Source organism: Pararcticibacter amylolyticus (genome assembly GCF_003130405.1).
Classification (GTDB): domain Bacteria; phylum Bacteroidota; class Bacteroidia; order Sphingobacteriales; family Sphingobacteriaceae; genus Arcticibacter; species Arcticibacter amylolyticus.
Genome location: NZ_QEAS01000003.1, coordinates 18,951 through 40,067 on the forward strand (window position 1 = coordinate 18,951; position 21,117 = coordinate 40,067).

Consider the following 21,117-nt stretch of genomic DNA (forward strand, 5'->3'; position numbering starts at 1 on the left):
GCAGCGGCAAGGCTTTGAGCAGGCCATGACAAGGTAAATCAGCCTAATAATGACTTAAATTAAACAGAAATAAAAGAAGGGTGAACAGTATTAATTGAAGCGGTATGGAGAATCGGCGTAATATCCGTACTGCTGAATAATGTTCTCAATATCCCTTTCCTGCTGTGGATCGTACTTTTGCTTGAGGTTATGACCAAACAGGCGGGCCACTGACTGATAGCAGAATGCAGTAAAGCCGCCTTTCAACTGACGAACAAGTTCATAGCTGCTGTTGCCCGTCTCTCTGTCAACCAGTTTAATAAGGATCTCTCCCTGTGAGATCGTCATATTCTTCACCTCACGGTTAAACATATCCTTAATTTCCCTTTCGCAGGCTTTTACCAATACCTTCTGTTGTTTCTTATTCTGGGTTAACGCGAGGTCGTCATGCAGCCTGCTATAGCGGTTGCGGGCATATTTCGCATAAGGCAATACTTTCAGTACGTTATATCTCAGCCTCAGATAGCGGCTTCTGTCTTCCGCAGATGCAAAGATCCTGGTATTATTAATATTTACGTCGGCCAGGGGTATCCAGGGAATAAACTCTCCGGCATCATCCTTTGTGACAGCCACGCGAATGGTATCATTTTTGCCCTTCGCATGAGGGTCAAATTTATCCTGTGCATACGCAAAACTCACGAAATTCAGACCCAATACAAGGAAAAAAGGAAAAATTTTCATATCTTAGTTAGTACAAAAATAATGTTATTTCGCACAAATATTAATTACATATAGTACGAAATTGTAACCCAATATGTTATAAGTTACAACGTTATTTTTTTTGAAAGGGGTTAGAACTGACGATGAACGAATTAGTGATCGATCTTGAAGCTGAGAAAAAAGAAATATTAAAGCGGTACAGAGCGCTTTTAAAAGCCTGTAAGCCTACCATGCAAAAGGGAGACAAGCGCATGATCAGGCAGGCTTTTGAACTCGCACTGGAAAGCCATAAGGATATGCGCCGTAAATCAGGCGAACCTTACATTTACCACCCTATTGCTGTTGCTCAAATTGCTGCGGAGGAAATTGGACTGGGCACCACTTCTATTGTGTGCGCCCTTTTGCATGATGTTGTAGAGGACACCGCTGTTACACTGGAGGAAATAGAACGTGAATTCGGAAAGAAGGTCGCGAAGATTATCGACGGGTTAACAAAGATCTCCGGTGTGTTCGATTATAACAGTTCCCTGCAAGCCGAAAACTTCAGAAAGATGCTGCTTACCCTCGCTGATGACGTGAGGGTGATCCTGATCAAGCTGGCGGACCGGCTTCATAACATGCGGACGATGGATCACATGCCGCGGGACAAGCAGCTGAAGATATCTTCTGAAACCATTTACCTGTATGCTCCGCTGGCGCACAGGCTGGGGCTTTATGCCATGAAATCAGAGCTCGAAGATCTTTCGATGAAATATACAGAATCAGAAACGTATAAGTTCATTGCAAGGAAGCTTAACGAGAAAAAGGCAGAGAGGGAGCTTTACATACAGGCTTTTGTAGGCCCGATACGCGAGATACTGATAGAACAGGGATTGCATGCCAACGTTTATGGCAGGCCGAAGTCTATCCATTCCATCTGGAATAAGATGAGAAAAAAGGGGATCCCTTTCGAAGAAGTGTACGATCTTTTTGCAATCCGTATTATCCTGGACAGCAAGCCTGAGCACGAAAAGGCCGACTGCTGGAAAGCGTACTCAATTGTTACGGATCTTTACAGGCCCAATCCCGACCGCCTGCGCGACTGGGTTTCATCACCCAAAGCCAACGGATATGAATCACTGCATACCACGGTGATGGGTCCGAAAGGACAATGGGTAGAAGTTCAGATCAGAACCCAGAGGATGAATGAAATTGCGGAAAAGGGGTTTGCAGCTCACTGGAAATACAAGGAATCCTCGTCAGACAGCGGCCTTGACCAATGGATACAAAAGGTAAGAGAACTACTTAAGAATCCGGAATCGAATGCCCTGGACTTCCTGGATGATTTCAAAATGAACCTGTTCTCCGACGAGATCTTCATCTTTACTCCCAAGGGGGCACTGATGCAGCTGCCGCTTGGAGCAACAGCGCTCGACTTTGCCTTCGAGATCCACTCAGACCTTGGCGCAAAATGTATCGGTGCCAAGGTTAATCATAAGCTTGTTCCGCTTTCGCATCAGCTTCAGAACGGAGACCAGGTGGAGATCATTACATCCTCGAAACAAAGTCCGAAAGAAGACTGGCTGAACTTTGTAGTCACCGCCAAAGCAAAGGCAAAGATCAAATCCTCTCTTAAGGAGGAAAAACGGCGGGTTGCGGAGGAAGGAAAAGAAATCCTGGAGCGAAAGCTTAAATCACTCAAAATCACTTACAATACCGAGAACATCCATAAAATCGCCAATTATTTCAAGTTCGGATCAACTCTCGACCTCTTCTACAATATTGCAAAAGGGTCGTTTGACCTGAAAACCCTCAAAGAGTTCCAGGCATCAGAGAAGACCGTCGAAAACCGTACTCCTGAGCGGATTGATTCGAGCCAGATAGAGGGCATTATCAATAAAGTAAAAACGAAGGACAGCGATACTTTATTGATAGGGGAAGATATGCAGGTGATCGACTACAAGCTCTCGTCCTGTTGTAATCCGATCCCCGGCGATGACGTTTTCGGTTTTATAACCGTTAATGACGGAATTAAGATCCATCGTACAAACTGCCCGAATGCGACAAAATTAATGGCGAACTACGGTTACCGGGTGGTAAAAGCGAAATGGACATCTCAAAAAGAACTGGCATTCCTCACCGGCCTGCGCATTACAGGAATTGACGAGGTGGGGCTCATCAATAAGCTCACTACGGTGATATCAAATGACTTCAAAGTAAATATGCGTTCGATAACGGTTGACAGTAATGAAGGAATTTTTGAAGGTTCGATCATGGTTTACGTAAACGACACCATTCACCTGGAAAACCTGATAAAGAAATTAAGGCAGGTTAAAGGAGTCACGTCGGTTACCCGCTTTGATTCTGAGCCTCAGAAAATATTCAAAGCTTCCTGACATCATTATTATTGCACGAAATTTAAGAATTCTTAAATTTTTAAATAACTTTGAACGCTGACTCAGGGGAATAGACATGCCTTTACAAGAAACTATAGCAATGGTAAAGAAAATTTTCGAGGCTTATCTCGAAAATAAAAATCTGAGAAAAACGCCTGAACGTTTTGCCATTCTCGAAGAAATATATTCAAGAAACGATCACTTTGACGTTGAATCTCTATATATCCACATGAAAAATAAGAAATACAGGGTAAGCCGTGCAACGGTTTACAATACCCTGGAACTTCTTGTTTCCTGTGATTTGGTCACCAAACATCAGTTTGGAAAAAACATGGCCCAGTTTGAAAAGTCCTACGGATACAAACAGCATGACCATATCATATGTATCGACTGCGGGAAGGTAGTTGAATTCTGCGATCCCCGTGTTGGACAGATTCAAAGCATGATGGGGGATCTTCTGAAATTTGAGATTAAACACCATTCTCTGAATCTTTACGGTAACTGTTCCAAGTTAAAGGAAGGTCACTGTGAATCCTATTTAAAAAATTAAAACATTCCAAATTATTCATGGCTGTTGATGTATTGTTAGGCCTTCAGTGGGGCGACGAAGGTAAAGGAAAAATTGTTGATGTTCTTAGCCCCAAGTACGATTTAATTGCACGTTTTCAGGGTGGCCCCAATGCCGGACATACCCTTGAGTTTGATAATCAGAAATATGTTCTGAACACCATTCCTTCGGGTATTTTTAACGATAAAAATATGAACCTGATCGGGAACGGAGTCGTGATAGACCCCATTATCCTGAAACGGGAACTCGACGGACTGAAAAAAAACGGATTTGATCCCGTGGCAGCCGGAAAGCTTGTTATTGCGCGTAAGGCACATCTTATTCTTCCAACTCACCAGCTTCTCGACGCTGCGTCTGAAAGTAAGATGGGTGAAGGAAAGATTGGTTCTACCCTTAAAGGGATCGGGCCTACCTACATGGATAAAACAGGACGTAACGGACTGCGCGTTGGAGACACACTTCTTGCGGACTTCCAGGACCGTTATGAAAAGCTTGTAGGCAAGCATAAGTCAATTCTTGCTCACTATGGTGAAATTCCTGACTTTTCAGAAAAAGAAAAGGCATTTTTTGAAGCGATTGAATTTCTCAAGACGATCCCTCAGGTTGACAGTGAGCATTTCGTAAATAAGTATTTAAGTGAAGGCAAAACAGTTCTTGCAGAAGGCGCTCAGGGTACTCTTCTGGATGTAGATTTCGGATCTTATCCTTTTGTTACCTCGTCTAATACGACCACAGCAGGTGCCTGTACCGGATTAGGAGTAGCTCCAAATAAAATAGGATCTGTCATTGGTATCTTTAAGGCATACTGTACCCGCGTGGGAGGCGGTCCTTTCCCCACCGAGCTGTTTGATGAAACCGGAGAAGAACTTCGTCGTGTAGGCCACGAGTTCGGAGCCACAACCGGCCGTCCGCGCCGTTGCGGATGGATCGATATCCCGGCCCTCAGGTATGCTGTCATGCTGAACGGTGTGACAGAACTGGTGATGACAAAGGCTGACGTGATGAGCGGTTTTGAAAAGATCTACGCCTGTACCCACTACAAATATAATGGCGAAGAGATCGACTATATGCCATATGACATCTGTACGGTGAAAGCTGAACCTGTTTTCGAAGAAATTGACGGCTGGCATGAAGACCTGACAGGGATCAAAACACTGGAGGAAGTTCCTGATAAGCTGATGGCTTATGTGAAATATATCGAAAAACAACTCGGCGTTCCGGTGAAATATCTTTCTGTAGGACCAGACCGCGTTCAGACTCTTGTATTGAGTTAATCCATATACTCCGGAGATGAATGCATCATACCATTATCCGGATGATATAGCTGTTTTCAAGGAAAAAGCACTACAATGGGCCACTTCTCACGAAGTGGCCTGTTATTTTGATTCAAACGGATATAAAGACGGCTGCACCTCTTTTGATGTGCTGATAGCCGCAGGCCTGAACGCTGAAGTTAAAGGCGCCGGCGGCAACCAGGTACTGGAAAAACTGAAGGGCTTCCTGCATGAGCATAGTGGCTGGATTCCCGGTTTCCTCGCTTATGATCTGAAAAATGAACTTGAAGAACTTCATTCAGACAGACAGGACCATCTCGGCTTCGATGATCTCTTCTTTTTTATTCCAAGCCATATCCTGATCATCAGGGGGCAACAGGTAGAAATTTTATCCGCCACATCAGGCTTAGCTTCACAGATCGAAGCTGAAATAGCCGCCCACCCTGCTCCCCCCGCGCTTAAAAAGCCTATAAGAAAGCGTTTTAAACGCGGCGAATATGTCAGCACTGTCAACCGGATAAAAGATCATATAGCGAGAGGAGACATTTACGAGCTCAATTTCTGCCAGGAGTTCTATGCCGAAGATGTATCCATAGATCCAATGAGCGCCTTTAAAATGCTCAACAATCTTTCCGCTGCTCCATTTTCAGTATTCTTTAAATATCACAGCAAGTTTATCATTTCTGCAAGCCCCGAAAGATTCCTTTGCAGAAGGGGAAATAAGATCATCTCCCAGCCGATCAAAGGTACGGCACGGCGCAGTGACGATTTACAGGAAGATCTCCGTCTGAAGGAAGAGCTAAGAAACAATCCGAAAGAGCAATCTGAAAATGTCATGATCGTTGATCTGGTGAGAAACGACCTCACCAGGTGTGCTCTCCCCGGAACGGTGAAAGTAGACGAGTTGTTTGGTATTTATTCTTTCAGGCAGGTTCATCAAATGATTTCGACAGTTACGTGCGAGGTTTCAGAAGATACTGACAATACAGAAATTATAAGCTGTGCTTTCCCCATGGGGTCGATGACAGGCGCGCCGAAAGTAAGGGCTATGGAGCTCATAGAGGAATTTGAACGGACCAGGAGAGGAATATTCTCGGGGGCAGTGGGATATTTCACTCCGGAAGGGGATTTCGATATGAATGTCGTTATCAGGACACTGCTATATGATTCAGAATCCGGATATCTTTCATTCCAAACCGGCAGTGCGATCACATTTGCATCAGAGCCGGAAAAAGAATATGAAGAATGCCTGCTCAAAGCGAAGGCAATACTGGAGACATTGGGAACTTCTTTTGAAGAAGAGGAGGAGAACTGAGCGCGGGAAGACTTGCTATAAATAAAAAGAGGATGTGATGACACACCCTCTTTTTATTTATCTACGAATGAAATCTTTGAAATACCCCGGACAGGTATTTATAAGACTTCTGATACTATTTTTTGTAATATTTTAAAGCTTCCGGCAGACGCTTTTGGATGTCTGCAATCCTTGTTGCATCACTTGGGTGCGTACTAAGAAATTCAGGAGGAGCTCCGTTGCCTTGTTTAGAAGACGCCATTCTCTGCCAGAAAGAAACAGCTGCATTAGGATTGTATCCTGCCATTGCCATGAATATCAAACCCAGTCTGTCTGCTTCAGATTCCTGGCTGCGGCCATATTTAAGAAGAGCAAGCTGACCACCGAGGCCGTAGAGCTGGTTGATAGCTTCGGATCCGGCAGCGGCTCCTACCACTCCTCCGAGCGCCTGGGCTCCCATAGTCTGAGAATAACGTTCTTCCGTATGGCGTGCGATAGCATGTGCTATTTCATGTCCCATAACTGTAGCTAATCCGTCATCCGTCTTAGCTACAGGCATAATTCCTGTATAAACGGCAACTTTACCTCCCGGCATACACCATGCGTTAATATCCGTACTCTGAACAAGATTAAACTCCCAGCTAAAACTATACTGGTTGGCATAGCCGTTCTCCCTTAAATATTTCTCAATTGCACTGGCGATACGGGTACCGACAGCTTTAACCCGCTGAGCATCTGTACCGGAAGATACTACTTTCGTCTTTGGGTCTTTCAGAAATTCTTTATAAGAAGCAACTGCCTGCTGTTGAATTTCCTGTGAGTTTGCCACATTAAACTGTCTCCTTCCCGTGAGGGGCACTGTTGAACATGCGGCGGTAAAAGCAATAGCTATAACTGTACTAAATGTTTTAATTCGTTTCATTGATCAATCTATTTTGTACCTTAACAGACAACAGGCTCAAGCTGTTTTTTTCCTGAAAACATTCACCTTTGATTCCTTGCCGCGAAGCAGGCGTTCTATATTTTTCTGGTGTGTTACCAGTATCAGAACACAAATACACATTCCATAAAGTACCACCGAACGTAAGGGGGAATGAAAAACAAATATGATGCTCAGCGGAAAAGAAAAACCTGCTATAATCGAGCTAAGCGAGACGTACTTTGAGATCAGCAGCACGATCAAAAATACGGATACACAGAATAAGGCTGCATCAAAGTGTACTGCCAGAACCATCCCAAACAAAGTGGCAATTCCCTTCCCTCCCCTGAAGCCGGCGAATACGGGAAATAAATGTCCCATAACTGCCGTAATACCCAGGGCTAGCTGGTAGTTGACGAACTGGATGGAATTCTGAGGCCCGGTGACTGAAAGACCTATGAAATAAGCAAGATTTGTAGCGGTAAATCCCTTTAATATATCAATAATCATGACGGCAATACCCGCCTTTTTACCGAGCACCCGAAAGGTATTGGTCGCTCCAGCGTTGCCACTGCCATATTCGCGGACATCGATTCCGTAAAAGGCCTGACCAATCCATACAGCACTGGGAATTGATCCAAACAAATAAGCAGCAATGAGCGCCGAAACAGAATATATGGATATCATTCAGCCTGCAATTATACTAAAAAAGAAAAGTCAAAATAATGCAATCTATCATTTATAACAAATTAAAAAGCCTTAAGGCTGATGTCCAGACTCTTAACAGAATGCGTTAAAGCGCCCATCGATATGTAATCCACACCGCAGCGGGCATATTCGGCAACATTATCCTCTGTTATCCCGCCCGAAGCCTCTGTTGCAAACCTCCCTGCTATAAGCCTGACAGCTTCCCTCAGCTGATCATAATTAAAATTATCAAGTAAGATCCTGTCTACTCCACCCAGTTCTGTCACCTCCATCAGCTCATCTATATTCCTAACCTCAATTTCGACGGGAATGTTCAGTTTTTTCTCTTCGAGGTATTTCTTTGTTGCCCGGAGCGCTGGTTTAATTCCCCCCGCGTAGTCAACATGATTATCCTTGATCAGGATCATGTCGTACAAGCCGGTCCGGTGATTTACCCCGCCGCCTATCCTGACAGCCATCTTCTCCAGAAAACGCATATTAGGAGTGGTCTTTCTGGTATCGAGCACTTTGGTGCCGGTGCCTTCCAGGGATCTGACAATCCTGTTAGTCACGCTTGCTATCCCGCTCATTCTCTGCATGATGTTCAGAACCAGGCGTTCCGCCTTCAGTATCGAATGAACATCCCCGGCCACCACCAGCACAACATCGCCGGGGTTTACTTCCGCACCATCCCTGATAAAAACCTCCGCTTTTAATCCCGGATCAACCACCCTGAAGATTTCAAGAGCCACATCAACCCCCGCAAGAATACCCTTTTCCTTAATCAGGAGTTTAGCCTTCCCATTCACTTCGAGGGGAATAGTAGCAAGTGAGGTATGATCACCATCCCCCACATCCTCACTTAATGCATCCTTTATAAATTTAAAAAGTAAGTCTCTTTCTTCTTTCATGGGCGCTAAATTAATAAATACATTTATTCTACATCATTTGTTCGTGCCCTAAAGGCATCAAATATGACACAAGTCACTTTGTATCCGAATAATTCAAATGTATATTTGCCTTGTGGAAACAAAAAGATTAGCACTTATTATACTGGACGGCTGGGGCTACGGCAAGGCCGATAAATCAAATGCTATATTAGCATCACATACACCCTTTTTTAATCATCTGGTGGCTACTTATCCTAATTCAAAGCTTGAGGCTTCGGGTATGGCTGTGGGGCTTCCAGAGGGACAAATGGGTAATTCGGAAGTGGGACACATGAACCTTGGAGCAGGCCGCGTGGTTTACCAGGAACTCGGACGGATCCATAAGGCTGTGGATGATGGCGAGCTCCTTAGCAACCCGGTTCTTCAAAATGCATTTTCCAATGCGAAGGCAGAGAATAAGAAAGTTCACTTTATCGGACTTCTGTCTGATGGTGGGGTTCACTCCCACATTAAGCACGTATTTGGTTTATGTGATGCAGCTAAAGCTGCGGGACTGACAGACGTGTTTGTTCACGCTTTCCTGGATGGCCGTGATACAGATCCGAACGGAGGCGCCGGCTACGTTGAAAAACTCGAGAAACACCTCGAAAATTCTCCTGTTCAGATAGCTTCCCTCATTGGAAGATATTATGCAATGGACAGAGATAACCGCTGGGAAAGAGTAAAGCAAGCATATGATCTGCTTGTGCATGGAATCGGAAAACCCAGTACGAATCTAAAAACAACAATAGAAGAATCTTATAAAGACGGAGTAACAGATGAGTTCCTGAAACCCGTAGTGAAAGTAACTGACGGGGGCAGCCCTGTGGCAACAATTCAGGAAGGTGACGTTGTGATCTGTTTCAATTTCAGAACCGACCGTGGCCGTGAAATCACCGTTGCCCTGACACAAAAGGCATTTCCGGAGTATCATCTTGAACCCCTTAAGCTGCGTTATATCACCATGACCAGTTATGATGAGACTTTTAAAAACGTGGAAGTGGTGTTTAGAAAAGAAGATCTGACCGATACACTGGGTGAGGTTCTTGGAAGAAACGGAAAGACACAGGTCAGAATCGCAGAAACTGAAAAATATCCTCACGTAACGTTCTTCTTTTCAGGAGGCCGTGAAAAAGAATTTGAAGGAGAAAAAAGAATTCTTATTCCGTCGCCTAAAGTAGCAACTTACGATCTGAAACCGGAAATGAGTGCTGAAGGAATCAGGGATGCGATCTGTGAGGAATTACCGGAAAACAAACCAGACTTCGTTTGTCTGAATTTCGCAAACCCCGATATGGTTGGGCATACAGGAGTTTTTGAAGCGGTAGTAAAAGCAGTAGAAACGGTTGACGGCTGTCTGAGACAGGTGGTAGAGACCGGACTTGAATCGGGGTACTCCTTTATCATCCTGGCAGATCACGGGAACGCTGATTTTATGATCAACGCAGATGGTTCTCCCAATACTGCACATACAACGAATCTTGTGCCCTGTATCCTCATTGATAAAGACCACAAGCAAATCAAAGACGGTAAACTGGGCGATATTGCTCCTACAGTATTGCAGATCCTGGGAGTTGCAATTCCGGAGAAAATGACGGGGAATGTCTTGGTTTAAAAAAACTCATTCAATCCTTATACTTATAGCTGCCCTTACCGCGTGTAAGTCAGCTGACCAGGCTCCTGATATCAAAAATACATATTTTGATATCAGGGGCTTTTTCAATTCAGAAGCATCCAGGCTGTCTGCCTCAAAGCCTATGGTCGCCAAAATGATCACGGATGACTCGACATCTGAAAAGAAAAACATCCGGATTGCTAACTGGGAAAATGAACTCGCGCTCTTTTCAGCATCCGACATCAACAAACCCTCCTGGAGGGACAGCTATGAGGTAACACAAAAAGCAGATATAACAACCTATACAGCTGTAGAGGAAGGGCTCCGGACACGATTGATAAGCATTAAAAAAAACGCGTCAGGAAAAACCGTCCTGATCGGCATTCATAACAAAACGAGTAATCTTCTCTATTCTTCAGAAGAATCACTGGAGTACTTTCCCGACTCACTTTACCGGATTGAGAAGCATCAGGATATAAAACTATTAGGCGCTCACCGCTATGTCATTGAGGGTAAGCTCCGGTAGGATTTCCCGCTTCCTGTAGTTTTCATTTTTCCGGAAGATCTGCGATAAAAAAAACACTCAATAATTCCGGGGGTTTTGCGTTAGTAAATTGTTCTTATATAAAGCAAGAACGGTTTTTTTCTGTTTTTCATTCTGTTTTTAAATTAATATACCGGAAGCAGATCAGAGAAGAGTTGAGGAGATATGAAATTATTAGCAACAGGATTCTTTTTATTGATATTATTAAATTCATGCGGCATCCCATTCCCGACAGCGGGGACGCAGGCAAGACAAAATACACAAAGTACTACTCAGCCGGGAAATGCATTCCAGCAGGAATTCCTTCAAAGAATAAATACTATAAGAAGCAAAGGATGTAATTGCGGAAATACCTTTATGCCCCCGGTGCCATCCCTGACATGGAACACACAACTGGAAACCGCCGCTTTTCTGCATGCCAGGGATATGAACCGGCAGAAATATTTCAGCCACGTCAGTAAATCAGGAAGGACCAGCAAAGACCGGATCATGAACGCAGGGTACACCATAAAGGGATTCAGCCATTATGCAGTGGGCGAGAATATTGCATGGGGGCAAAGATCTATAAAGGAAGTAATGGAAGGCTGGCTTAAAAGTGAAGGCCATTGCCGGAACCTGATGAACGCTTCATTCAGAGAAGTGGGCATTTCAATGGAGAATTATTACTGGGTACAGGATTTCGGAGGGAGGAGATAAGAGGGGTGAGTTGTCTGAAGACGGGAGTATGAATAAAAAAGATAAGCTGTTATAACAGAAAAGGGGCTGTGTCGACCGACACAGCCCCTTTTCTGTTATAATGCAAAAATTAACGATCCAGGTTGGCCATATACACCTTGGCTTTCTTCATCTCGTCTGTGATATCCTTTCTGCCCGGAGTAGCATCCAGTAAATGCTGAAGATCATCCAGGCAAGCTTTAAAAGCACCTTCTGCTGCGTTTTTGTCATACAATTTAGCAACCTTCTGTCCTTTCAGAATACCATAATCGCGGTAAGCAAGGGCTCTGTTCTGAAACAACTTCAAATCTTCGCCATTTAATTCAATGGCTTTACTGAAATCACGGATTGAAGCCTGAAGCAACTTATCACGCTCGGCATTTGACGCTGAAACCTGGTTTCCCATAATGTTCCGCGCTTTTCCGCGGTAATAGTAGGCAGAAACGTTATTAGGTTTAAGCGAAATCACCTGACCAAAAGTGCTTACCGCTTTGGGATAGTCACCGGTATGGTAGTAAGAATACCCGAGCATATATAAAACCTCGGCATTGTTTGCTTCTGCCGGCATTGCTTTCTCAAGATGTGTAACTGCTTCCTTAAATTTACCATCGATGACGGCTTTTTGCCCCAGTTTTACATAATTATTCTTAATGTCCTGATTTTGTTGTGCTTTGGAAACTCCATTTACCAGAAGTACAAGAGTTAAAATCGATGCAATTACTTTCATTGAAAATTAGCTTTAACTTATAACGAATGAACAGGTAATATTATTTCTATTTTTTCTTATTTACAAACTATAGTTCGTTTCTTTTACCTGTTGTAACAATGTCGTAATAAAGAACAAACATAGCTCTTTTGTTTTAAGTAATCCCGAACAAGCTCAATATCAAATCAAAATCAGTTTCAGAGATACCGGATTCATGTCAGGCCGGCACCAATTCGATGCAGGTCTGCCTCTATGCCGCCCATCTCCCCTGTTCAGGGTGTGCCTGGTTTGGATTAAGAGGGATATTGATTAAGTTTAATACGTCTCCGGACGGATGAACTTGTGAATAGACAGCAAGTACAGGCGCCGGGGAATTCAATGAGTCATGACGTTTTTACAGGTTAATTTTCTTACTTTTACCACCTGATCATAATTAAGCTTCCAGTATCTAAATTAAACTGATTGGCATAGCCCTTGCAGCATAGTTCTCATTAGTAGTTTACAATAAATTTTAAATTTAACACTGTCATATTGACGGCGAAAAATGAATTGAATGGATTTTAATCAGTCGTTACCCATTATCAATGAAGATACAGAATTCTTTCCCCTGATGTCCCAGGAAGACGAAGAGGAAATGAATAATGAACAAACGCCCGAAGTTTTGTCGATATTGCCGCTCCGCAATACCGTTTTATTTCCAGGCGTTGTTATTCCGATCACGGTTGGAAGAGACAAGTCAATTAAGCTTATTAAGGACGCATATAAAGGTGACCGTACCATTGGTGTAGTATCCCAAAGGGATGTAGCAATAGAAGATCCCTCTTTCGACCAGCTCAACACCGTAGGAACAGTTGCTCTCATTATAAAAATGCTGCAAATGCCTGATGGCAGTACCACGGTTATCATACAGGGAAAGCAGCGCTTCCGGTTAGGAGAAGAAGTTCAGAATGAACCCTATATTAAGGCTACTGTCGATAAATTTGAAGAAATAAGGCCAAAGGCAGATAAGGAGTTTAAGGCCATGGTTGCTTCGATAAAGGAAATGGCGATGCAGATCATCCAGATGTCGCCTAACCTGCCCAGTGAAGCCAGTATTGCTATCAAAAATATTGAGAGCACCTCGTTTCTGATAAACTTCATTTCGTCTAATATGAACGCCGACGTTCCGGTGAAGCAGCAGATGCTCGAACTGGCTAATCTCCGTGACAGGGCTAAAATGGTGCTGGAACAGCTCACAGCTGAACTCCAGATGCTGGAGCTCAAAAACCAGATCCAGTCTAAAGTGAGGACGGACCTCGATAAACAACAGAGAGAATATTTCCTTAACCAGCAGCTTAAGACCATCCAGGAGGAACTTGGAGGAAATTCACCCGATCTTGAGCTGGAGAACCTGCGCGAACGTGCAGCAAAAAAGAAATGGAGTAAGGAAATTAAAGGGCACTTCAGCAAAGAGCTGGATAAACTCGGGCGTATGAACCCGGCTGCTGCCGATTATTCCGTTCAGGTGAATTACCTGGAGCTGGTATTGGATCTGCCCTGGTCAGAGTTCTCTAAAGACAACTTCGACCTGAAGCGGGCGGAAAAAATCCTGAATAAAGATCATTATGGTCTTGAGAAAGTAAAACGCAGGATCATTGAATATCTTGCGGTTCTGAAGCTCAGGAACAACATGAAGGCCCCGATCCTCTGCCTGGCAGGCCCTCCGGGAGTTGGAAAAACCTCTCTCGGCAAATCAATTGCCCGGGCACTGGGAAGAAAATATGTCCGTGTAGCTTTAGGCGGCATCCGTGATGAGGCAGAAATACGCGGACACAGGAAAACTTACATCGGAGCGATGCCTGGCAGGATTATCCAGTCCATTAAAAAGGCGGGGACATCGAATCCGGTCTTCGTGCTTGATGAAATAGACAAGGTGGGCAATGATTTTCGTGGCGACCCGTCTTCTGCCCTGCTGGAGGTTTTAGATCCGGAGCAGAACAATGCATTTTATGATCACTATGTTGAACTCGACTATGATCTTTCAAATGTCATGTTTATTGCCACGGCCAACTCTCTCAGTTCCATCCAGCCTGCTTTGCTCGACAGGATGGAGATCATTGAAGTTAACGGCTACACGATCGAGGAAAAAATTGAAATTGCCAAGCAGCATTTACTTCCCAAACAACTGGAACAGCACGGGCTCAGCAAAAAAGACGTCACGCTGAAACCGGCGGTTATAGAAAAGATCATTGAAGACTACACCAGGGAATCGGGTGTCAGGGGACTTGAAAAGAAAATCGGCTCGGTGGTAAGAGGAGTGGCCACAAAGATCGCGATGGAGCAGGAATATAACTCTTTATTAAACAAAGGAGATGTAGAATCCATTTTAGGAGCTCCTTTTTTTGATAAAGACCTGTATGAAGGAAACGAAGTAGCCGGTGTAGTTACCGGGCTTGCCTGGACTCAGGTGGGCGGAGATATTCTGTTCATTGAAGCGAGCCTTAGCCCGGGCAAAGGAAAACTTTCCCTTACAGGCAACCTGGGAGATGTGATGAAGGAATCCGCTGCTATAGCAATGGCTTACCTGAAGGCACATTCCCGGAAGTTTAATATCGACAACCGGCTTTTCGATCTGTGGGATGTTCATGTGCATGTACCGGCAGGGGCAACTCCTAAAGATGGCCCATCTGCCGGAATTACGATGCTGACGGCTTTAACGTCGGCATTTACACAGCGAAGGGTTAAAACCCACCTGGCGATGACGGGAGAAATTACATTAAGGGGAAAAGTGTTGCCTGTCGGCGGTATAAAAGAAAAGATCCTGGCAGCTAAAAGAGCGAATATCAAAGAGATCATCCTTTCAAAATCCAACCGTAAAGATATCCTGGAGATAAAAGAGGATTACATCAAAGACCTCGTTTTTCATTATGTGAATGAGATGAAGGAGGTTATTGATCTAGCCCTCACCAATGAAAAAGTAAAAGACCCTATTGATTTAACCCTCATGGAGAAGGTCACTCTTCCATAGGGAAGTCTGCGGGTTAAAAGACCGCCGGTATTTAGTGGGCAAAATGCAAATTCAAACCTTGCATTTTGCCCATTTTTATTACCTTCATGCCCGGTATGATCCATGTGCCAGACCAGACAGAATCACTTTATGAAATTAGTTTATATAGCCAGCTTGCTCCTGCTGTTTGTTTGCCCGTCATTTTCCCAGACCAGAAACTTTGCAAATGAATTCGGGTTCCGCAGTGATAATGATGCCTACCTGGCATACGGACAGGACAGGTATTACACGAACGGACTTTTTATCACCTTCAGACACGCCATGAAAGCTCCTGCTGCCGGATCGGCTGTTGTGAAGAAGGTCTGGGAAGCTGAAGCGGGACAATACATGTATAATGCGCAATCTGGTTACATTCCTGACATCTCTTTTGTCGACCGGCCCTTTGCAGCATACCTCTATGGCGGCTTCAAATTCAACTGGTTCCTTCAGAATGAGCAGATTTTCCAGGTTTCTCTGAATGCGGGAACAATTGGCCCGGCAGCTTTAGGGAAAGATGCGCAAAAGCTCCTGCATAGTGTAGTAGGGTTTTACGAAGTGAATGGATGGCAGTACCAGGTAAAAAACGAAGCAGGACTGAATGCCGGGTTTGACTATACCCGCCTGTTGTTCCGGCCCTCTTCTTCAGACATTGATCTTAGCTTCAGCGGTTATGCAACGGCAGGAAATACATTTTCGGGAGCGGGAGCAGGAATAGTATTCCGTGCAGGCAAGATCAATCAGCTGTTTCAGTCAGTGATGACCAACAGCAGAATTTCCGGTAATACCCGGGACAGCATCCCTCAGAAAGAACTTTTCTTCTTTGCAAAGCCCTCGATCCATTTTATTGCGTATGACGCCACCATCCAGGGAGGGATGTTCAGGGATGATAAAGGCCCCGTTACTTTTACTCCTAACAGGCTGGCATTTTCTCAGGAACTTGGGGTTAAATATGCCGTTCAGCGATGGACATTAAATTTCTCCGTTATCTTCAGGACTAAAGAAATTAAGACCCAGGTACATGCTCACCAATATGGCTCAGCCGCTATATTTTACAGGTTTGGCGCTAAATGATAATGATCAGCCTTCGTAAATAACTCCTGTTGAAGGCGTTTCACTGAGTTCAATACGGGAGAGCGAAGGAATTTCCGGTTTTATTTTATTCCAGAACCATGAAGCCATCACCTCGCTTGTAGGATTTTCGAGGCCGGGAATATCGTTAAGCAATTTGTGATCAACAGAATCGATCAGGGGACTGATGATTTTCTTTATATCATTGAAATCTATAACCCAGCCCTGAACCGGGTCCAGATCACCTTCGAAAAAAACCGTCAGTTTATAGGTATGTCCGTGCATACTTCCGCACCTGTGCCCCGCAGGAACATTCGGCAAAAAATGGGCAGAGTCGAAAGTGAATTGTTTATATATTACCATAATGAATCAAAGTGACTTAACAAGCAGTTTAAAATAAATAACGGGCGTCAGGGATTGATATCTGACGCCCGGATGGCCTGCTGTTATACAGAACAGGTATTGTGAAAATCTTACGAGGCTAATAATCTCTCTGCATTCTCAAAAGCCAGAGCATGACAATCTGCAACAGCCTTATAGGTTACATATCCACCAAGGGTATTGATTCCTTTCAGTAATGCAGAATTCTCAAGACAGGCCTTTTTAAAGCCTTTATTAGCAATTTGTACGGCATATGGAACTGTTACGTTCGTCAATGCAATAGTTGAAGTTCTTGGAACAGCGCCGGGCATGTTAGCTACAGCATAATGAACCACTCCATGTTTTACATAAGTTGGGTTGTCATGAGTAGTAATCCGGTCGGTAGTTTCAAAAATACCACCCTGATCGATGGCGATGTCAACGATGACAGACCCTGCTTCCATCGACTCTACCATCTCCCTGTTAACCAGTTTCGGAGCTTTTGCCCCGGGGATCAATACTGCACCGATCACCAGATCAGATTCTTTCACGGCCTGGGCAATATTGTAAGGATTTGACATTAAGGTAGTGACCTGATATCCGAAGACATCGTCAAGCTGGCGGAGACGATCAGGATTTAAATCAATGATTGTAACGTCTGCACCCAGCCCCACTGCTATTTTCGCAGCATTGGTACCAGCTACTCCGCCGCCAATAATGGCAACTTTGGAGCGCTTAACACCGGGAACACCAGCCAGAAGCACACCTTTGCCGCCCTGTGATTTCTCCAGGAACTGTGCTCCGATCTGAGCAGACATCCGGCCGGCAACTTCGCTCATAGGAGTTAATAAAGGAAGCGAGCCGTTATTCAACTGTACAGTTTCGTAGGCGATACCTACAACTTTGTTTTCGACCAGTGCTTTGGTCAGTTCGGGCTCAGGAGCGAGGTGAAGGTAGGTAAAGAGAATTAATCCCTCACGGAAGTATTTGTATTCGGACGGGACTGGTTCTTTCACTTTCATGACCATGTCCATTGACCAGGCTTCTTCGGCCGTGTCAACAATTACAGCCCCTGCCTGCTGATACTCCTCATCAGTAAAGCCAGAGCCGTTACCCGCACCTTTTTGAATAAACACTTCATGTCCGAAACGGACTAAATGAACGACACCGGCAGGAGTCATAGCCACCCGGTTCTCGTTGTTTTTAATTTCTGCAGGAACTGCAATACGCATAAAACCTAAATTTGAATTTTTACATAAAATACTACCGCAAATAGTATCAGAAAAGTGATGCAAAGATAACATTCTCATAATTTCCCATGCAAGAAATACTGAAGGTATTTGCGATTAAAATATTAAGGATGCAGGTTTATGCATTTTAGTATAGGAAAAGGTATTTATGCGACGATCTAAAGGCTGAAACTTGTCTGCCAGCCCTGATCATTATCGACATAATTCAATTCGGTAATTTCTTTAGGGGAGCGATAGTCTGCCAATCCAAGCTCTGCAACAGTCTTACAGTTTCCGGGATGGTCGGGTGCGATAAAAACCGGCATATCAAATCCCAGCTTAATATAATACTGAGAGATAAAACCCGAAGCGGGCAGGTTGTTGGCTGTGGCCATTATATCTTCTGTTAAACGGCTTAGCGGATGGAGCAGCAATTTATAGCGGTAAGTATCCCGGTGTTCTCCTGTGAGCAGCATCCACCTTGAACCAAATGAGAAGGCGATCAGTAAGGCATCTTCCTTTATCCCCTTCAGCAATCCGCACTGATGTACTAATTCATTATTCTGAGTTAAGCCCTGAAGGTTCTCAATCCAAACATGTTTACCAATGTACCTGGCAAAAACTTCGAGCTTTTCCTTTACGCTTAAATCCATAATGCAAAATTACAAATATGCTGTTATAAATTTACTAAATCCATTAGCATACACCTTTTTATGTCCGAAACTTATTAATATTCAGAACGTAATTTTTTTTCTATCTTTATTCTGCGGAGGCCAGACGTTTGTTCATTTCCCAACAAATCCCTCCATTTTTTAACCAATTAATACCTGTTGAATATGAAGATTTTCATTTTGCCAATAAAGCGTCGTCCGGGACCTTTTAAAGAATGACAAAATACACCACAAATAATGACAACCATCATATACAAAATAAACTGTTCTCCGTAACTATGTACCGGAATTCAAGGCAAAGAGACCGCTCCGGCAACGATTGCAGAGATAACAGAAAACGCAGCCAAACGAGAGATTTCCAGCCTGAATTTATTAGTTTACGATTACCATAATAGATCGAGTAACATGAACGACGTATTATTTAAACCAACAAACATGACCGAGGTACTAGACAAACTTCAACACCAGGAACTCAAAAACTGGATTGCGGAAATTATCGAACAAACAGAACCAGAACAAGTATATCTCTGCGACGGCTCTAAAAGAGAATATGATGAACTATGCGGGAAAATGGTTGAGAAAGGAACTTTCATTAAGTTAAATGAAAGCAAATGGCCCAACAGCTACGCTTGTTTTTCTGATCCGAGTGACGTTGCCCGCGTTGAAGACAAAACTTTTATCTGTTGCAGAACAAAAGAAGATGCAGGACCAACCAATAACTGGATGGATCCCAAGGAGATGAAGAAAACGCTTGATGGCCTTATGAAAGGCTGTATGAGAGGCCGTACTCTTTATATCGTTCCTTTCTGCATGGGCCCTATCGGTTCCCCTATTTCTAAAATCGGTATAGAAATTTCAGACTCTGAATATGTAGTGGTAAACATGCATATCATGACCAGGGTTGGAACTAAAGTTTTAGAACAATTAGGTACTGAAGGTGAATTTGTAAAATGTGTACACACAGTAGGAGCTCCTTTGGAACCAGGCGAAGAAGACAAAAAATGGCCTTGTAACCCTACTACAAAGTATATTGTTCACTATCCTGAAGAAAGATCTATCGTTTCTTACGGTTCTGGTTACGGTGGTAATGCATTACTTGGAAAGAAATGTCTCGCTCTTCGTATTGCATCTGTAATGGGTAAAGAAGAAGGCTGGTTAGCTGAACACATGCTTATTTTAGGAGTTGAAAGCCCTGAAAAAGAAAAAACTTATATTGCAGCAGCATTCCCAAGTGCTTGTGGTAAAACAAACTTTGCCATGCTTATCCCTCCTCCGGCTCTGAACGACTGGAAGATCACTACTATCGGTGATGATATTGCATGGATCAAACCTGGTGCTGATGGCAAACTATATGCTATCAACCCTGAAAATGGCTATTTCGGTGTTGCTCCTGGCACAAACGAAAAAACCAATCCTAACGCGATGGCGACTATCCGCGAGAACGTTATCTTCACTAACGTAGGTGTTACTCCTGACGGAGATGTATGGTGGGAAGGATTAACTGAAGAAGCTCCTGCTGATATCACTAACTGGCAAGGTCAAAAGCACGATCCTGCAAGCGGAAAGCCTGTTGCTCACCCCAACTCCCGTTTCACCGCTCCTGCATACCAGTGCCCTTCTATCGATCCTAAATGGGAAGATCCTCAGGGAGTTCCTGTTGAAGCGTTCGTATTTGGCGGCCGTCGTGCTACTACAGTTCCTCTGGTTTACCAGGCATTTAACTGGAATTTCGGAGTCTATCTTGCTTCAACCATTGGTTCAGAAATGACAGCTGCTGCATTTGGTGAAATCGGAAAAGTTCGCCGTGACCCATTCGCAATGCTTCCATTCTGCGGTTACCATATGGCTGACTACTTTAACCATTGGTTACAGTTCGGACGCAGCCTTCCTAAAGCTCCACGTATCTTCTGTGTTAACTGGTTCAGAAAAGATGAAAATGGCAAGTTCCTGTGGCCAGGATACGGTGACAACATGCGTGCCCTTAAATGGATCGTTCAAAGGGTTACCGGTAAAACCAGTGCTGTTGAAAGCCCGATCGGTTATATGCCTCGTTTCGAAGATATGGACTGGAGAGGCCTTGACTTCTGTAGACAAGACTTTGAAAAGATCATGGAAGTTGATCGTGAAGCATGGAAAAAAGAAATCCAAAGCCACGACGAATTATTCCAGAGAATGTATGACAAACTTCCGAAAGAATTCTTCTACATGCGTGAATTATTATTATCAGCATTATGGCGCTCTCCTGCACATTGGGGATTGCAGCCTGATGAAGCATAATTGAAAATAAAAAAGCGGCCCCGGGTGTTCCCGGGGCCGCTTTTTTATTTGGCTGTCGGCTGTCAGCAATGAGCTGTCAGCTTCTGGTATGGAGCAGAAAGAAAACGGTGGAGGGGTTGGATGGTAGCGGTTAGCTCTCAGCCTGGTTTATGGCGATATGCTG

The 21,117-nt window shown here is 44.0% G+C and carries 18 protein-coding genes; 10 read left to right on the forward strand and 8 right to left on the reverse strand.

The window, feature by feature from the left end; all coding sequences use genetic code 11:
• Nucleotides 1-90: 90 nt before the first annotated feature.
• Nucleotides 91-720 (reverse strand): DUF4294 domain-containing protein, encoded by a 630-nt coding sequence (locus tag DDR33_RS04495; protein ID WP_109414588.1) that lies wholly within the window; start codon nucleotides 718-720, stop codon nucleotides 91-93.
• 122 nt (nucleotides 721-842) lie between these two features.
• Between DDR33_RS04495 and DDR33_RS04500 the strand changes: the two genes are divergently transcribed.
• The 4 genes from DDR33_RS04500 (at nucleotide 843) to pabB (ending at nucleotide 6,231) form a co-directional block, all read left to right on the forward strand.
• Nucleotides 843-3,074 (forward strand): RelA/SpoT family protein, encoded by a 2,232-nt coding sequence (locus DDR33_RS04500; protein ID WP_109414589.1) that lies wholly within the window; start codon nucleotides 843-845, stop codon nucleotides 3,072-3,074.
• Between the two features lie 76 nt (nucleotides 3,075-3,150).
• Complete coding sequence (locus DDR33_RS04505; protein ID WP_109414590.1) at nucleotides 3,151-3,624, forward strand: Fur family transcriptional regulator; 474 nt, start codon at nucleotides 3,151-3,153, stop codon at nucleotides 3,622-3,624.
• Nucleotides 3,625-3,641: 17 nt separating this feature from the next.
• The gene (locus DDR33_RS04510; RefSeq protein ID WP_109414591.1) at nucleotides 3,642-4,916 is read left to right on the forward strand and encodes an adenylosuccinate synthase; all 1,275 of its coding nucleotides are present in this window, start codon (nucleotides 3,642-3,644) and stop codon (nucleotides 4,914-4,916) included.
• A 16-nt stretch (nucleotides 4,917-4,932) separates the two neighbouring features.
• Complete coding sequence (gene pabB / locus DDR33_RS04515; protein ID WP_109414592.1) at nucleotides 4,933-6,231, forward strand: aminodeoxychorismate synthase component I; 1,299 nt, start codon at nucleotides 4,933-4,935, stop codon at nucleotides 6,229-6,231.
• Nucleotides 6,232-6,346: 115 nt separating this feature from the next.
• On the opposite strand, the gene DDR33_RS04520 is transcribed toward pabB, so the two are convergent.
• From DDR33_RS04520 to nadC, 3 genes are all read right to left on the reverse strand, one after another.
• Entirely contained in the window at nucleotides 6,347-7,132 is a 786-nt protein-coding gene (locus tag DDR33_RS04520; protein WP_109414593.1) for a M48 family metallopeptidase, read from the reverse strand.
• A 36-nt stretch (nucleotides 7,133-7,168) separates the two neighbouring features.
• Nucleotides 7,169-7,816, reverse strand: a complete 648-nt coding sequence (plsY, locus tag DDR33_RS04525; protein WP_109414594.1) for a glycerol-3-phosphate 1-O-acyltransferase PlsY — start codon at nucleotides 7,814-7,816, stop codon at nucleotides 7,169-7,171.
• A 62-nt stretch (nucleotides 7,817-7,878) separates the two neighbouring features.
• Nucleotides 7,879-8,727, reverse strand: a complete 849-nt coding sequence (gene nadC, locus DDR33_RS04530) for a carboxylating nicotinate-nucleotide diphosphorylase (protein WP_109414595.1) — start codon at nucleotides 8,725-8,727, stop codon at nucleotides 7,879-7,881.
• A 112-nt stretch (nucleotides 8,728-8,839) separates the two neighbouring features.
• Between nadC and gpmI the strand changes: the two genes are divergently transcribed.
• The 3 genes from gpmI (at nucleotide 8,840) to DDR33_RS04545 (ending at nucleotide 11,600) form a co-directional block, all read left to right on the forward strand.
• Nucleotides 8,840-10,360, forward strand: coding sequence for a 2,3-bisphosphoglycerate-independent phosphoglycerate mutase (gpmI, locus tag DDR33_RS04535; RefSeq protein WP_109414820.1), 1,521 nt, complete (start codon nucleotides 8,840-8,842; stop codon nucleotides 10,358-10,360).
• Complete coding sequence (locus DDR33_RS04540) at nucleotides 10,347-10,886, forward strand: hypothetical protein (RefSeq protein ID WP_109414596.1); 540 nt, start codon at nucleotides 10,347-10,349, stop codon at nucleotides 10,884-10,886. The genes gpmI and DDR33_RS04540 overlap by 14 nt, the downstream gene beginning before the upstream one ends.
• A gap of 183 nt (nucleotides 10,887-11,069) precedes the next feature.
• Complete coding sequence (locus DDR33_RS04545) at nucleotides 11,070-11,600, forward strand: CAP domain-containing protein (protein ID WP_109414597.1); 531 nt, start codon at nucleotides 11,070-11,072, stop codon at nucleotides 11,598-11,600.
• A gap of 109 nt (nucleotides 11,601-11,709) precedes the next feature.
• On the opposite strand, the gene DDR33_RS04550 is transcribed toward DDR33_RS04545, so the two are convergent.
• A complete protein-coding gene (locus DDR33_RS04550) occupies nucleotides 11,710-12,345 on the reverse strand; it encodes a tetratricopeptide repeat protein (protein WP_109414598.1) in 636 nt (211 codons plus the stop codon).
• A gap of 532 nt (nucleotides 12,346-12,877) precedes the next feature.
• Here DDR33_RS04550 and lon point away from each other — a divergent pair.
• Together lon and DDR33_RS04560 are read left to right on the forward strand one after the other, a co-directional pair.
• Nucleotides 12,878-15,331, forward strand: a complete 2,454-nt coding sequence (gene lon / locus DDR33_RS04555) for an endopeptidase La (RefSeq protein ID WP_238387663.1) — start codon at nucleotides 12,878-12,880, stop codon at nucleotides 15,329-15,331.
• A 129-nt stretch (nucleotides 15,332-15,460) separates the two neighbouring features.
• Nucleotides 15,461-16,420: a lipid A deacylase LpxR family protein gene (locus DDR33_RS04560; protein ID WP_109414822.1), complete on the forward strand. Its 960-nt coding sequence runs from the start codon at nucleotides 15,461-15,463 to the stop codon at nucleotides 16,418-16,420.
• Nucleotides 16,421-16,426: 6 nt separating this feature from the next.
• On the opposite strand, the gene queD is transcribed toward DDR33_RS04560, so the two are convergent.
• From queD to DDR33_RS04575, 3 genes are all read right to left on the reverse strand, one after another.
• Entirely contained in the window at nucleotides 16,427-16,780 is a 354-nt protein-coding gene (gene queD, locus DDR33_RS04565; protein WP_109414599.1) for a 6-carboxytetrahydropterin synthase QueD, read from the reverse strand.
• A 110-nt stretch (nucleotides 16,781-16,890) separates the two neighbouring features.
• Complete coding sequence (gene ald / locus DDR33_RS04570; protein WP_109414600.1) at nucleotides 16,891-18,009, reverse strand: alanine dehydrogenase; 1,119 nt, start codon at nucleotides 18,007-18,009, stop codon at nucleotides 16,891-16,893.
• A gap of 176 nt (nucleotides 18,010-18,185) precedes the next feature.
• A complete protein-coding gene (locus DDR33_RS04575; RefSeq protein ID WP_109414601.1) occupies nucleotides 18,186-18,659 on the reverse strand; it encodes a hypothetical protein in 474 nt (157 codons plus the stop codon).
• A gap of 423 nt (nucleotides 18,660-19,082) precedes the next feature.
• Between DDR33_RS04575 and DDR33_RS04580 the strand changes: the two genes are divergently transcribed.
• On the forward strand, nucleotides 19,083-20,954 hold the full coding sequence (locus DDR33_RS04580; protein ID WP_238387664.1) for a phosphoenolpyruvate carboxykinase (GTP): 1,872 nt from the start codon (nucleotides 19,083-19,085) through the stop codon (nucleotides 20,952-20,954).
• Nucleotides 20,955-21,117 lie beyond the last annotated feature (163 nt).

Coding starts and splice junctions, on each gene's coding strand:
- DDR33_RS04540 (WP_109414596.1), top strand. CDS start 10,347: ATGTCTTGGTTTAAAAAAACTCATTCAATCCTTATACTTATAGCTGCC.
- plsY (WP_109414594.1), bottom strand. CDS start 7,816: ATGATATCCATATATTCTGTTTCGGCGCTCATTGCTGCTTATTTGTTT.
- ald (WP_109414600.1), bottom strand. CDS start 18,009: ATGCGTATTGCAGTTCCTGCAGAAATTAAAAACAACGAGAACCGGGTG.
- DDR33_RS04510 (WP_109414591.1), top strand. CDS start 3,642: ATGGCTGTTGATGTATTGTTAGGCCTTCAGTGGGGCGACGAAGGTAAA.
- DDR33_RS04495 (WP_109414588.1), bottom strand. CDS start 720: ATGAAAATTTTTCCTTTTTTCCTTGTATTGGGTCTGAATTTCGTGAGT.
- DDR33_RS04575 (WP_109414601.1), bottom strand. CDS start 18,659: ATGGATTTAAGCGTAAAGGAAAAGCTCGAAGTTTTTGCCAGGTACATT.
- nadC (WP_109414595.1), bottom strand. CDS start 8,727: ATGAAAGAAGAAAGAGACTTACTTTTTAAATTTATAAAGGATGCATTA.
- pabB (WP_109414592.1), top strand. CDS start 4,933: ATGAATGCATCATACCATTATCCGGATGATATAGCTGTTTTCAAGGAA.
- DDR33_RS04560 (WP_109414822.1), top strand. CDS start 15,461: ATGAAATTAGTTTATATAGCCAGCTTGCTCCTGCTGTTTGTTTGCCCG.
- DDR33_RS04505 (WP_109414590.1), top strand. CDS start 3,151: ATGCCTTTACAAGAAACTATAGCAATGGTAAAGAAAATTTTCGAGGCT.
- DDR33_RS04580 (WP_238387664.1), top strand. CDS start 19,083: ATGAACGACGTATTATTTAAACCAACAAACATGACCGAGGTACTAGAC.
- DDR33_RS04500 (WP_109414589.1), top strand. CDS start 843: ATGAACGAATTAGTGATCGATCTTGAAGCTGAGAAAAAAGAAATATTA.
- DDR33_RS04545 (WP_109414597.1), top strand. CDS start 11,070: ATGAAATTATTAGCAACAGGATTCTTTTTATTGATATTATTAAATTCA.
- DDR33_RS04520 (WP_109414593.1), bottom strand. CDS start 7,132: ATGAAACGAATTAAAACATTTAGTACAGTTATAGCTATTGCTTTTACC.
- queD (WP_109414599.1), bottom strand. CDS start 16,780: ATGGTAATATATAAACAATTCACTTTCGACTCTGCCCATTTTTTGCCG.
- DDR33_RS04550 (WP_109414598.1), bottom strand. CDS start 12,345: ATGAAAGTAATTGCATCGATTTTAACTCTTGTACTTCTGGTAAATGGA.
- lon (WP_238387663.1), top strand. CDS start 12,878: ATGGATTTTAATCAGTCGTTACCCATTATCAATGAAGATACAGAATTC.